The sequence below is a fragment of the Amycolatopsis sp. NBC_00438 genome (assembly GCF_036026695.1).
Lineage (GTDB): Bacteria > Actinomycetota > Actinomycetes > Mycobacteriales > Pseudonocardiaceae > Amycolatopsis.
This window is the reverse complement of record NZ_CP107923.1, coordinates 770447-783308: the sequence shown is the minus strand read 5'-3', so window position 1 is coordinate 783308 and position 12862 is coordinate 770447. Positions and strand designations below refer to the sequence as shown.

The 12862-nt window shown below is 71.2% G+C and carries 7 protein-coding genes; 2 read left to right on the top strand and 5 right to left on the bottom strand.

Annotation, left to right across the window (positions count from 1 at the left end; all coding sequences use genetic code 11):
- Positions 1-336 precede the first annotated feature (336 nt).
- Both OG494_RS03765 and OG494_RS03760 read right to left on the bottom strand, forming a co-directional pair.
- The gene (locus OG494_RS03765) at positions 337-894 is read right to left on the bottom strand and encodes a hypothetical protein (RefSeq protein ID WP_328451962.1); all 558 of its coding nucleotides are present in this window, start codon (positions 892-894) and stop codon (positions 337-339) included.
- A 265-nt stretch (positions 895-1159) separates the two neighbouring features.
- Positions 1160-2323, bottom strand: a complete 1164-nt coding sequence (locus tag OG494_RS03760; RefSeq protein WP_328451960.1) for an acyl-CoA dehydrogenase family protein — start codon at positions 2321-2323, stop codon at positions 1160-1162.
- Positions 2324-2506: 183 nt separating this feature from the next.
- On the opposite strand from OG494_RS03760, the gene OG494_RS03755 reads away from it, so the two are divergent.
- Complete coding sequence (locus tag OG494_RS03755; RefSeq protein WP_328451958.1) at positions 2507-3718, top strand: oxygenase MpaB family protein; 1212 nt, start codon at positions 2507-2509, stop codon at positions 3716-3718.
- Between the two features lie 38 nt (positions 3719-3756).
- On the opposite strand, the gene OG494_RS03750 is transcribed toward OG494_RS03755, so the two are convergent.
- Positions 3757-4926: a TetR/AcrR family transcriptional regulator gene (locus OG494_RS03750; RefSeq protein WP_328451956.1), complete on the bottom strand. Its 1170-nt coding sequence runs from the start codon at positions 4924-4926 to the stop codon at positions 3757-3759.
- A 198-nt stretch (positions 4927-5124) separates the two neighbouring features.
- Here OG494_RS03750 and OG494_RS03745 point away from each other — a divergent pair, with 198 nt between their 5' ends.
- A complete protein-coding gene (locus OG494_RS03745; RefSeq protein WP_328451954.1) occupies positions 5125-6693 on the top strand; it encodes a long-chain-fatty-acid--CoA ligase in 1569 nt (522 codons plus the stop codon).
- A gap of 12 nt (positions 6694-6705) precedes the next feature.
- Here OG494_RS03745 and OG494_RS03740 read toward each other — a convergent pair whose 3' ends face one another.
- Both OG494_RS03740 and OG494_RS03735 read right to left on the bottom strand, forming a co-directional pair.
- Positions 6706-9942, bottom strand: coding sequence for an NACHT domain-containing protein (locus OG494_RS03740; RefSeq protein WP_328451952.1), 3237 nt, complete (start codon positions 9940-9942; stop codon positions 6706-6708).
- A gap of 334 nt (positions 9943-10276) precedes the next feature.
- Positions 10277-12841 (bottom strand): ABC transporter substrate-binding protein, encoded by a 2565-nt coding sequence (locus tag OG494_RS03735; protein WP_328451950.1) that lies wholly within the window; start codon positions 12839-12841, stop codon positions 10277-10279.
- Positions 12842-12862: the final 21 nt, after the last annotated feature.

The following is a 12862-nucleotide window of genomic DNA, read 5'->3' as shown; positions in this document are numbered from 1 at the left end:
GAATCTCACCGGGGGCACTCGCGAGCACCAGCAGAAAACGGCCCCTGACCAGGCATTACCTGGACAGGGGCCGCACTTGTCTGGTCCGGGGCTGTCCGGCCGTCTACGGCCTCCACCCCCATGCGCCCCCCAGCTACCGGCCGTCAGTCGAGTGCCTTCTCGATCAGGTTGTGGGCCGCAGACTCCGGCCCGTGATGACCGTGGCGCAGTTCTGGTGCAGAAAGGCCACCGAGCGGCCCAGGCGCGGAGCGTCGTGTCCGAACCGGACGACGAGTTCCCGAAGGACTCCGGCACAGCCCGAAAGCGGCTCTGGGCGACGCGCGCGTGGTGCTCTGCTCACGAGGCGACGGAGTCGATCAGGCGGTTGTACCGGAGCCTCGAGGCGCGTTCGACCGCGGCGAGGAACCCGGCGCCGCCCAGGGTGATCTTCGCCCATGTGGGGAGGTGGATCGGCGAGGTGAACGTGCCGATGTGCGCGGCGACCAGGGGTATGCGGGTGAGGGCGTCCGCGCCGTGGAGCAGGCTGACGGTGAGGGCCACCAGGAGGATGGCGAGGGACACCACCCCGACCACGGTACTGGCACGGGGGAACCGGCGCCCGAACCTCGCTCGCCGGCCTTCTTGCGAACGGGGGTCGGGCCGCAGGGTGTGCTCGCGGCCGTCGTCCTCGACGAAACGCAGGCGCTTCAGGCCGAACGCGCTGGTGGCCACCTCGATGACTCCGCCGGGGACCGGGAACGCCACCGGCAGGTTGGCCCGGTAGACCTGGACGCCGTCCCGGTACAGCGCGGCCGGGCTCTTCCCCACCGCCTTCTCGTGCTGCCTCCGGGTCTTCGCATCGGCGAGGTAACGGACGTCGACCGCGTACACGTGGCTGTTTCCCGGAGGGGCCACGAGATCCAGGTAGAACAGTGAACGGGAAAAGAGCTGCCAGGGACGGTATTCGCGAAGGGCGCTCCCGTCGCCGGACCTGACTTTGCCGAGCCGCCAGTGCCTCCCGGGATTCTTGACCATGTCTCGATCTCAGCCGTTCGGCCGCCCGGCCACCAGTGGGACCACGTCACCACGCCGTCATGACATTCCTGCGGGAGGGACATGACGTCACGTCACTGGCGGCCTGACCATCCACAGAGGACGTCGGCTCGCGGGAGGCGGGGGCTCACAGGCCCAGGTCGCGCCCGACGATCTCCTTCATGATCTCCGTGGTGCCGCCGTAGATCGTGGAGACGCGCGAGTCGAGGTAGTCCTGCGCGATGCGGTATTCGAGCATGTAGCCGTACCCGCCGTGCAGCTGCAGGCACCGCCCGACGAGGTCGACGTACTGCTCCGTGGTCCAGAACTTCGCCGCCGCGGCGTCCACAGCGGACAGTTCGCCGCGGGAGTGCCGGGCGAGCAGGTCGTCGACGTAGCTGCGGCTCACCCGCACGGCCGTGACCATTTCCGCCAGTTCGAAGCGGGTGTTCTGGAACGAGCCGATCGGCTTGCCGAACGCCGTGCGCTGCTTGACGTAGTCCAGGGTGCGCTCCAGCACGCCCTCCGACGAGGCCACGGCGTTGGCGGCGATCGAGATCCGCTCCTGGGGCAGGTTGCGCATCAGGCCGCGGAAGCCCGACCCCTCCTCGCCGAGCAGGTTGGCGGCGGGCACCCGGACGCCCTGGAAGAACAGCTCGCTGGTGTCCTGGGCGTGCAGGCCGATCTTCTCCAGGTTGCGGCCGCGGGAAAAGCCGGCGCGCCCGGCCTCGATGACCAGCAGGCTGAGCCCGCCGTGGCGGTCCGGCCCGGTCCGGACCGCGGTGACGACGAGGTCGGCGTTCTGGCCGTTGGAGATGAAGACCTTGCTGCCGTCGACCACGTAGTCGTCGCCGTCGCGGACGGCGGTGGTGCTGATCCCGGCCAGGTCGCTCCCGGTGCCGGGCTCGGTCATCGCGACCGCGACGACGAGCTCCCCGGCGGCGATGCCGGGCAGCCAGCGGGCCTTCTGCTCGTCGTCGGTCAGGTCGGTGAAGTAGGGCACGACGATGTCGTTGGACAGCGCCACGCAGGCGAGCCCGTCCGACACGGGGTTACGCGAGAACTCCTCGCCGATCACGGCGTTGAAGCGGTAGTCGGTGATGCCGCCCCCGCCGTACTCCTCGGGGATGGAGAAGCCGAGGATCCCGGCGCGGGCGGCTTCCCGGAAGAGCTCGCGGTCGACTTTGCCCTCGGCCTTCCACCGCTCGGCGTGCGGCGCGGCGTGCTTGTCGACGAAGGCGCGCACCGTGTCCCGCAGGAGCTCGTGGTCTTCCTCGTAGAGCGACCGTTTGGCAGGGACGACGCTGGTCATCAGGACTCCTTCGACGTCTGCGAACCGGTTCCGGCAGGTGATGGCCTTGCTGACGGGCACCCCGCTTCGATATGTTAACGAGAAATCGCACAGCTAGACAAGCTCGGGCACGACGTCGTGGCACCAAGTCCAGGCCAGAAAGCAGAGATGCACGGTTACGCCTCCAAGGAAGCAGGTAAGTAAATGAGCAATCTCAGCAGAAGGAGCGTCTTGTCCCTCGGTGCGGCACTGGGGCTCGCGGGAGTGGCGAGCACGGCCGCCCCCGCGTGGGCCTGGTCGCCGGCGGGCTCGGTGGCCGGCACCGGCACGGGAGCCGACCCGTGGCAGGTCTGGGACGACCCGGTCGACGGCCTGCTGGCGGCGCTTCTCGACAACGGCCAGGTCCCGGCGGTCAACACCGCGCTGGCGTCGTGGGCGAACAACAACGACCCGCTGCCCGGCGGCCTGCCCGCCGCCCTCGCCGCCCACCTGCAGCAAGCCGCCGCCCTGCCCTCGTGGGCCGACCGCGCCAAGCTCCGGCTCGCCGCCGACTTCAACCGGCGCAAGGACACCTACCTGTTCATGCTCTACGGCCTCGGCAGCGGCATCATGAGCACGGTGATCCCGCGGGAGGCCGCGTCGGTCTACTGGTCCGCGGGTGGCGCCAACATGAAGGACCGCGCGGCCAAGACGTTCACCTTCGGCTACGACCTGAGCGAGCTGACCGCCTACGAGCCCACCGGCCAGTTCGTCGTCACCGCCAACAAGACGCGGCTGGTGCACGCCGCGGTGCGTCATCTGCTGCCGCAGTCGTCGCACTGGCAGGCGACCACGGACACGCAGATCCCGATCAGCAACGGCGACATCCTGGTCACCTTCCACAGCCTAGGCACCTTCGTGCACCGGAAGCTGCTCGAATGGAGGGTCCCGATGACGGCCGCGGAAGAGGAGGCCTTCCTGCACATGTGGCAGGTCGCCATCCACCTGCTCGGCGTGCGGGACGAGTTCATCCCCAAGACGTGGGCCGACGCGAACGCGCAGTCGGCGTACGCGCTCACGCCGATCCTCGCCCCGACCACCGAGGGCAAGGCACTGGCCAAGGACTTGCTCGGCCTGACCGCACAGGTCGACCTCGGCGTCACCCGCGGATTCCTCAACGAGTTCGTGCGCTACGTGCTGAACGACAAGATCGGCGACTGGCTCTCCCTGCCCCGCGACTACGCGGCGGCCACCCTGGTCCGCACCGGCTGGCCCACCTACATCGCGTTCCGCGAGGGACTGCTGCCGGTCCTGCCCGTCGGGTTCTACATGTTCGACCAGTTCGTGCGCGCGCTGGCGATGCTGTTCCTCAACAACGGGACCTCACCGGCCAGCACGACCATCGTGATCCCCACCGCGAACCGGCCCGGCGCCTGACCGGCGCGTCCGACGGCGTGAAGGTCCGCGCCGGGCCTTCACGCCGGGAGCCCCAGCGCCCCCACGACCAGGTCGGTGACGGCGCCGCGGTGGTCCGGGCTGTCCTGCCACCGCAGCCGCCGTCCGGCCTCGACCACCACACCGAACCCCGCGTGCACCAGGGCCCGGGCCTGGCGCGGATCGAGGTCCGGGCGGACGAGCCGCAGTTGCTGCTCCCAGATGGCGATGTGCTCGCGCTGGGCGACGGCCAGGGGGCGCTGCAAGCCGGCGGGCAGGCCGGCGACCTCGGCGTCGGCGACGCTGGTGAGGGCGGTGTGCTCGAAGCTGTAGGCCACGTACGTCGCCGCCAGGGCGATCACGGCGTCGTGCGGGCCGGCCACCCCGTGCAGGTTCTGCTCCACCGCCTGGGCCAGCAGTCCCGCCGCCTGCAGGCAGGCCGCCGCCAGGATGTCGGCCTTGCCGGGGAAATGGCGGTAGAGCGTCGACGGGACCAGCCCCGCGGCCTCGGCGATCCGGCCGTTCGTGACGTTGGCGAAGCCGTCCCGCTCGAACAGCGGGACGGCGGCGGCGAGGATCTCCGCGCGCCGGGTGCGCGGCACGGGCAGGACGGGCAGCTCGACGGAGCGCGCGCTCCCGACGGCCGCCTTGGGACTGGTCGCGGCCACGCGCAACGCGGACGCCAGCAGCAGGTCTTCGGCCCGGCGCGGGGCGATCGAGGTGCGGTGCATCGTGATCGACGCGATCACCCCGAGGGCCGCCGCGGCCCGCAGGTGCTCGTCCGGCAGCGGGTGCTCGCGCCGCACCACCTCGCTCACCCGCGCGACGACGTGGGCGAACTTCGCCTTGAGGACCCGGCGGTCACCGCGTTCGAGGTACCGCGCCTCCCACCGGTACAGCCCGCCCGCCGCGCGATGCGCGACGGTGACCCGGGTGACGGCGGCGAGCACGTCCGCCGCGGCGGCGTCGGGCGGCACCTCGTCGACCGCGGCGACGAGCCGGTCCACCATGACGTTCGCGCACTCGGCGAACAGCGCGTACTTGTTCGGGAAGTGCCGGTACAGGGCCGCCGCCGTGATGCCCACGGTGGTCGCGATCTCCTCCATGGACGCGGCGTGGTAGCCGCGCGCGCTGAACACCCCGCCCGCCGCCTCGACGATGAGCTGTTTGCGGTTGCGCGGCCGGGTGGCCGCGGGCGACTCGGCGGTCATCGGCGGACCGGAGCGAACGGACGCGGGAACAGGGCCATGCGTGCCAGTCAATCACGAGCCGGACCGAGGGCCCGGGATCAGCGCGAGCCCGCCGCCACACGTGCGATTCTTCATTTACTTAATCCTTCCCGGCCAGTACCTTCGCCGGGCATGACGACGTCGCGGTCACCTGCCCGCCCGGCTCCCGAGGAGTGGCCCATGCCGACCGACGCGGCTCCCGGCTGGTCCTACCGGCACCACTGGATGGCCCACGCGGCCACCCACGCCGCGATGCGGCCGGACCAGCCCGCGCTGCGGTACCTCGGGGAGACCACGACCTGGGCGCAGCTGTCGCGGCGGTCGTTGCAGCTGGCGGCCGCGCTCGCCGGACGTGGGGTCGCCGAAGGTGACCGCGTGGCGCTCCTCACCCTCAACCACCCGTGGTTCGTGGAGAGCGTGTTCGCGGCGAACAGCCTGGGGGCGATGGCCGTCCCGCTCAGCTTCCGGCTCGCGCCGCCGGAGCTCGACCACATCCTGGCCGACTGCACACCTTCGGCCGTCGTCGTCGACGCGCACCTGCTGCCGCTGCTGCGGGCCGTACCGGCCGCCGCGGCCGTCGGCACGGTGGTCGTCATCGGCGAGGCCGCCGGGAACCCCTTGGGGTACGAGGAGTTCCTGGCCCCGCACGAACCCCTGGAACCGCCGGACGTCAGCGAGGAGTCGACGGCGCTGATCATGTACACCTCGGGCACCACCGGCCGGCCGAAGGGAGTCCTGCTGTCCCACCGGAACATGCAGCTGCAGGCGATCACCTGCATCCGCGCGATGGAGATGTCCGACGACTCCGACATCGGCTTCCTGACCGCGCCCTTCTTCCACATCGCGGGCCTGGGTTCGATCGTGGCGCACTTCGTCGTCGGCGGGACGGTCGTGCTCCACCCGCTGGGTGCCTTCGACCCGAAGGCGGTGCTCGACGCCTACGAACGCGAAGGGGCCACCGTCGTGTTCAACGTGCCGCAGCAATGGGACCTGCTCTGCGCGCAGCCGGACATCGGCGAGCGCGCGCTGAAACTGCGCATCATCAGCTGGGGTGCCGCACCGGCGACCGACGCGACGCTGCGCGCCATGGCCGAGAAGTTCCCCGGCGCGCTGAACGTGGCGGTGTTCGGTCAGACCGAGACCTCGCCGATCACCTGCGTGCTCCGCGGCGAGGACTCGCTGCGCAAGCTCGGCTCGGTGGGCCGGCCGATCCCGACCCTCCAGTACCGCGTCGTGGACGCGGCCATGAACGACGTCGCCGTGGGCGAGGTGGGCGAGATCGTCTACCGCGGCCCGACGGTGACGCGGGGGTACTGGCGGAAGCCGAGGGAGACCGCGGAGGCCTTCGCCTGCGGCTGGTTCCACTCCGGCGACCTGGTCAAGCAGGACGAGGACGGCTTCGTCTGGGTGGTCGACCGCAAGAAGGACATGATCATCAGCGGCGGTGAGAACATCTACTGCGCCGAACTGGAGAACGCCATCGCCGAGCACCCGTCGGTGCGGGAGGTCGCCGTGATCGGCCGGCCCGACGAACGCTGGGGCCAGGTGCCCGTCGCGGTCGTCGCCGTCGCGCCGGAAGGCGGCCTGTCTCTGCGGGAGCTGACCGGGTTCCTCACGGGAAGGCTCGCGTCCTTCAAGCTGCCCAAGGACCTCGTGGTCCTCCCCGGCCTTCCCCGCAACGCGGGCGGCAAGGTCGACAAGGGGGTGCTGCGCGCCCAGGACGAGGCGAGTGCGCCGGCGCCGGCCTGAGCACCTGTTCGTTCAGGCGCTGGCGAGCACGATCGTCTCGGTGGCGGGCGTCTGGCTGCTGCGGCGGAGTTCGAGCAGGCTCACCCCCGCCGCGACCCGGCGGAACGCCGCGGCGGAACCGCTGTCCGCCACCGCTTCCGCTTCGACCGCCAGGCACAGCGCGGCGACGCGGATCGCCGTCGCGATGGGCGCGGTGAGCTCGCGTTTGCGGGCGAAGACGGGGAGCGCGAGTTCTTCCAGCCGGGCCGTGGCCTCGCCGAGCCGGGCCGCGGCCGGCCCCGCCTCGGCCCGGACGGCCGCGCAGGCGCGCTGGATCTCCGCCGCGAGCGAGCCCGGCGGAACGACGCGTTCGGTGGTGTCGATGCCCGCGGCCGCGATGAACGCGCGGGCGAAGGCGGCCGAGAACCGGTGCCGGTCCACGGGTTCCGTGTCCGGGGAATCGTGCAACGCGTAGGTGACGGCGTGGGCCAGGGCCGGGCCGGTGAGGTCGGTGAAGTGCCCGTCGGACTCTGCGGACGGTGCCGGGGCGCGCTCGGCGTCGCGAGCCCGGTCGAGGGCCAGCACGGAGTCCAGTTCCGGCTCCGCCTCCGGTTCGAGGGCACGGTCGAGATCCCGGCTCAGGACGCCGGCCAGGCGGTGGGCGTACTCGAAATCCCGGGACAGGGCCAGGTCGAGGTCGTGCACCAGGTCGCTTTCCTTGTCCGGTCCGCGCGTGCGGGCCGTGTCGAACGGGCGGCCCAGCGAGAGATCCAGCGCCAGCGTGTCGTCCAGCCGGCGGCGCCGGTCCATGTCACGCAGGCGGGCGAGGTCGAGTTCGCGCGCGTGGCCGACCTCCCGGCCGACCGCGCGCTCCAGGTCGCCGGCGTGGGCCGTCGCCGACCCGAGCACCCGGATCAACGCGGGGTCGGCGGCGTGGGCCAGGTCCGCGGCGCCGGCCAGCCCGCGGAGCAGCTCCCCGGTCAGCTTGTGGGCCCGGACGCTCGCCGCGCCGTGGTCGAGATCGAACGAGACGGACCGCAGCAGCACCAGCGAGCGGATCACCAGCAGCCTGGCCAGGGTCGTCGCCGAGTCCCGGAGATCCCGGGTGACGTGCCGGACGAGGACCTCGGCGGTGATCGTGTGGGGGTGCGGGTCTTCTTCGGCCGTCCACAGCTCGGGCGCCCCCGGCCCGTCCGGCCGCACCCACACGCTGAGGCTGCCCGGCGGCCCGGCGGTCTGACCGAGCGCGCGCCGCACCGCCGGGTCCTCGATCTCGGCGCGGCGGGGCAGCCGGCAGACCGGCTCACCACCGGTGATTTCGTTGACCCACCGGAGGAAGCCGAGGACGTCGGCCGGGCGCACGCCGACCACCGGTCCGCCGGCGCCCGGGACGAACGGCCGCGGATCGTCGGGACGTTCGGTGCCGGTGTCGGCGAGGAAGAGCCAGTAGATGTCCACGGTGATCGGCCGGACGCAGATCCGCGCGGTGCCGACGACGGAGGTGAGGTGGCGCAGATGCCGGTTCACCAGCACCCGCGCCATCAGGCTGCGGCGGTGGGGATCGGTGCCGGCGTCGTAACTCGAGTGCACCAGCCCGTCCAACTGGTCCCGCAACGCGGGGTCGATCTCGCGGGCGTGCTGCGCGCAGTCGAACGCCAGCGCGAGCGCGATGACGGTGCCGGACGCCAGGCAGGCCCGGATGATCGGGTCGGTGTCCGCGCGGGCGGAGTAGAGCAGGGTGCATTCCCGCCACCACTCGTCGTCGACCCGCCCCGGGAGCAGGCTGGACGGCCCCTTGTCGCGCAGGTGCGCGGCGGCGAGGTGCTCCTGGAACGTGTGGTGGGCGAAGGAATACAGGCCGTTCTCCCGTTCGACCAGCAGCCCGCTCGCCCCGACGTCGGTCAGGAACGTCTCCGCCGTGAGGTCTTTGGAGACCCGGCGCAGCATCGGCTGGAGCGCGGTGAGCACCCCGGAGCGCGGGAGGTCCCGTACCCGGCGCTCCATCATGGTGAACGCGAGCTGGCGCAGCAGCAGTTCCTTCTGGTCCCCGCCGAGTTCGGCCGGCAGCCGCTTGGCGCTGTGCCGTCGCCACAACATCACTTCGCAGATCTCGCTGTAGAGCTCGGCCCGGCTTCCGGGCAGCGCGCTGCGGTAGTGGTGCACGTTGGCGATCATGGTCAGCAGCAACGGGTTCACGGTGAGTTCGCGCAGCGCGGCCGAGTTCCGGAGCCGATCGAGCAGGTCGTCGGCGGCGGAGCCGGCGCGCGACTCCGTCTCGCCGTTGGCCACGTCGGTGCTCTGCTGTTCGATCGACCGGTACCACCCGCGGACGAAGCGCGCGACCTGTTCGTCGGTGAACCGCCGCACCTGGAACACCGTGGCGCCGGTGATCGCGGCCCCCCAGTAGCCGTGCGGGCGGGAGGTGATCACGTAGTCGTTGCCGGGGTACTGGCCGATCTGCCGCTCGACCCAGTCCGCGACCGAGCGGCGGTCGCCGGGGGCCGGCACTTCGTCGAGCCCGTCGAGCAGGACCACGCACGAACCGTCCCGCAGTTTCTGTTCGAACCAGCCCTTCGGTTCGGCCTCCCGGTAGCGCCCGAGCGTGCCGCGCTGGAGGTCCGCCAGCGCCACCTCCGGCGTGGCCAGGATCTCGGCCGCGTGATCGCGCAGGAACAGGAAGATCGGTACCGTGCGCCGCCTCTTCTTCTCCCCGGCGCCGCAGACCCTGCGGGCCGTGTGGCGCAGCAAGGTCGTCTTGCCGCTGCCCGCCGCGCCCACCACCGCCAGCACGCTCGGGGACGGCCGGTCGAGCAGGTCCGTCAGCGACGAGCGCTGGGTCAGTTCGGCCGGCACGTCGGCCAGCGGGTCCGACTTCACCTGGTGCGGGCTTCGCGGCACCAGCCAGAGTTCCACGAAGACCTCGTCGAGCTGAGGGGTGTACGGGCCGATGGTCGCCAGGCCTTTTTGATCGATGAATCGCAGGGTCCCGAGGACGAACTCCCGATACCGGCGGTCGAAGCGCACCAGTTTGCGCCCGAGGCTCTGGTCGACCCGGTCGATGAATCGCGTCCGCCAGCGTTTGAGGAGTTCCGCGCCGACCCCCTGGACAAACGTCAGGATCGCCAGCACACCTTCGTAGAGAATCAGCAGGAGCACCGCGAGCACGGAATGCTCGTGAACCCAGCCGGCCCAGAGACCCGCCGCGGCTCCCGGCAACCCCAGAACCGCCGTCAACCAGCCGATCTTCCCCATCACCCTGCCCGCCGGCATGCCGCGGCCCCCTCCTGTGCCTGACATTCCAGGATACGCGCCGCCCGCCGCAATGGCAGAGGAACGAAAAGCGGCGCCACGGGCTTTGCCGGGCCCGCCCGGCCGGCCGGGGCAATTGCGGAAGTGGTTCTCCGCTTCCGCGGGATAACCGCCGGAAACGGCCGGTTCGGCACGGGGACGCTATTCGAGCACGCTGACCGCGCGGACGATGACCGGCAAGGACGTCAGCAGGGTCGGCACGGTCGGCGGGCATGACGACGGCTCTCGTGGACGGCCGCGGACCGGCCCTTGTCCGCCGGGACGCCGGCCTGATCACCGGCACCGCACCGCCGGGTCACCCGAACGCGATCATGAAGACGGTGACGACGGCGAGGAGGTAGGCCGGGTAGCCGATCCGCGCGGCCTTGCGCAGGCTCTGTTCGGCTTCGTCCCGTTTCAGCGCGGCGAAGCGCTTGCGCAGCATCGCGATCAGCACACAACCGGCGGCCAGCAGGATGAACGCGTAATAGCCCCATTCGAGCGCCACGATGTAGCTGACCGACGGGAGCTGGGACGTCACGTTGTTGAGCAGGACCGCGGTGCTGAGGATCGCCGTCACGCCCATCGACACCGGCGCGCTGCCGTCGGCGGCCTTGAAGAACAACGACAGGTACGTGACGCAGATCAGCAGGATCAGCGGCAGCAGGTTCTTGATCAGGAACGGCAGGGTGTCCCGCTCGATCTCGATCTCCGCCGCGTACTGGCTGTAGTAGATCCCGGTGGCGGCGCCGGCGGCCTGGCCGTCACCCAGCGCGTCGCTGCTGCCGACCGTCTGCCGGAAGAAGTGGACCGAGGACGCGACCCAGTTGGGGACCTGGTTGATGGTGGCCTCGGCGTCGGCGCCGCTGCGCAGGTAGGCGCGCGGGTCCTGGTCGAGGATCTCCTTGTCCGTCACGTAGGAGACCTGGTCCGCGGTCTGCGTCCGGTTCTGCAGCAACACGGTGAGCCGCTGGTGGTCGAACGGGAAGTCGTGGAACTCGAAGCTGCTCTTGAAGCGGTCGGCCACCCGGTAGAGCCGGTAGGTGCGCCCGTCCTCGGTGACGTCGCGCAGCGGCTCCCCCAGCTTCAGGTCGGGTTTGACGGCGTTGACGAACTGCACGTCGGCCGCGGCGTCGCCGCCGGTGTACTTCAGCCAGACGAAGAAGTCGACGAAGTACGTGCCGTCGGTCGTGTCGAGGTCGCGGACCTCGTTGAGGTTGATCCCGGTCGCCACCACCTGGCGCCGGCTCAGGTACCGGTTCTTGACCGCGATGACCTGCCCGTCCGCCAGCCCGGCCGTCAACGCTTCACCGTTCGGCGGCTCGTAGATCGTGAACTGGACGGGCGCCGAGACGAACCGGGCGCCGTCGCTCGTCACCACCGACACGGCCATCTGCGCCGACCCGCCGGCGGTGAAGTACAACGGGCCGAGCAACGCGGGGAAGGAGTTCTTCCGGTCCTTCAACGACGCCAGGGAGTCCCGCACCCGCTGCCGGTCCTCCGCCCGGTGGTTCTCGTCGAAGTCCAGCCCGCCGGCCTCCATCGCGTGCAGCCCGACGTTCAGCGCCTGCCGGGCCGTCGCGGCCTGCCACAACGGACGTTCGCCGTAACGCTGCTCGAAGGCGTCGGCCCACACCTGCGCGGGGCCGGACAGCGAATCCTGGGCCAGCGGCGTCGCCATGAACAGGTTGCCGGTGAGGGCCCCCGGCCGCCCGCTCTTCCGCTCGGCCGTGGTCAACGCGTCGTGGAAGGCCCGGGAACTCAGCGACGAGCTGCCGAGAATAGGCGCCGTCACCCCCGCGGACCGGAGCCGGTCGATCACCTCGAGGCCGCTTTTCTCCTTCGCGGCGAGGACGATCGGCTCACGCGGGTCGTGCGACTCGAGCGCGGCGACCGCGGCGTCGACCGACGCGGCCCGGCTCGCCGGCGTGGCGGAGACCGGCAGCTCGGCGGTCACCCGGCCGAATTCGCCGAAGGACTCCCGGAAGGTGTCGTGCGCCGATCGTCCGTCCTCGTCATCGTCGTAGACGACGGCCGCGGTCTTCGAGCCCAGGACGTGCGAGGCGTACACCGACAGGAAGTCGCTCTGCGTCCGGTTGCCGAACATGCTGCGGAAGTACCACTCGCTGCCGTCGGTGAGCCGCGACGAGCTGGCCGACGGGGTGATCGCCGGGATCCGGGCCCGCCGGTAGATCGGCGACGCCGCGAGCGCGGTGTCGCTGCTCCCGTGCCCGACGACGTAGAGGACCTTGTTCTCCCGGACGATCCGCTCCGCGATCCCGACCGCCTGGTCCACGCGGTCCGCGTCGTCGTAGACGAGCAGTTCCACCGGGTGCCCGTGGATTCCGCCCGCCGCGTTCACGGTGTCGACGTGCATCCGCACCGCGCGCTCCATGTGGGCGGAGGTCACCGCGTTGTCGCCGGTCATCCCCGCCACCAGCGCCACGTAGACGGGTTCGCCTCGCTCGGCTCCCGCCGCCGTCCACACACCCAGCACCGAGGCCAGGACCACGGCCGCGCCCACGGCGACCCAGATCTTCCGCCCGCCGCGCTTCGACCGCCCGGTGCGGACGTTCGCCGGCGGCCGCGCCGGTTCGACCAGATCGGCGACGTCGGCGGGAGTACTCGGCGGGTCGGCGCGCACCGCCTTGAGCGCCCGGCCGGTTTCTGGATCGGCTTTGATCTCGTAGGCACGCTCGAGGCAGAACCGCCGTTCGCCGTCGGTCTCCACCAGTTCGGCGAGCCACCGCCACGCCGGCTCGTAACCGTCGTCCTTGGCCAGCGCGACCCCCAGCAGCGCCCGGGCCCGCACCGGATCCTCGGCCCGGAGCCCGATCGCCCGGTGGGTGAGCGACACCGCGGTGTCGGGCTTTTCCGGCACGGGACAGACCTCCGAAATCGG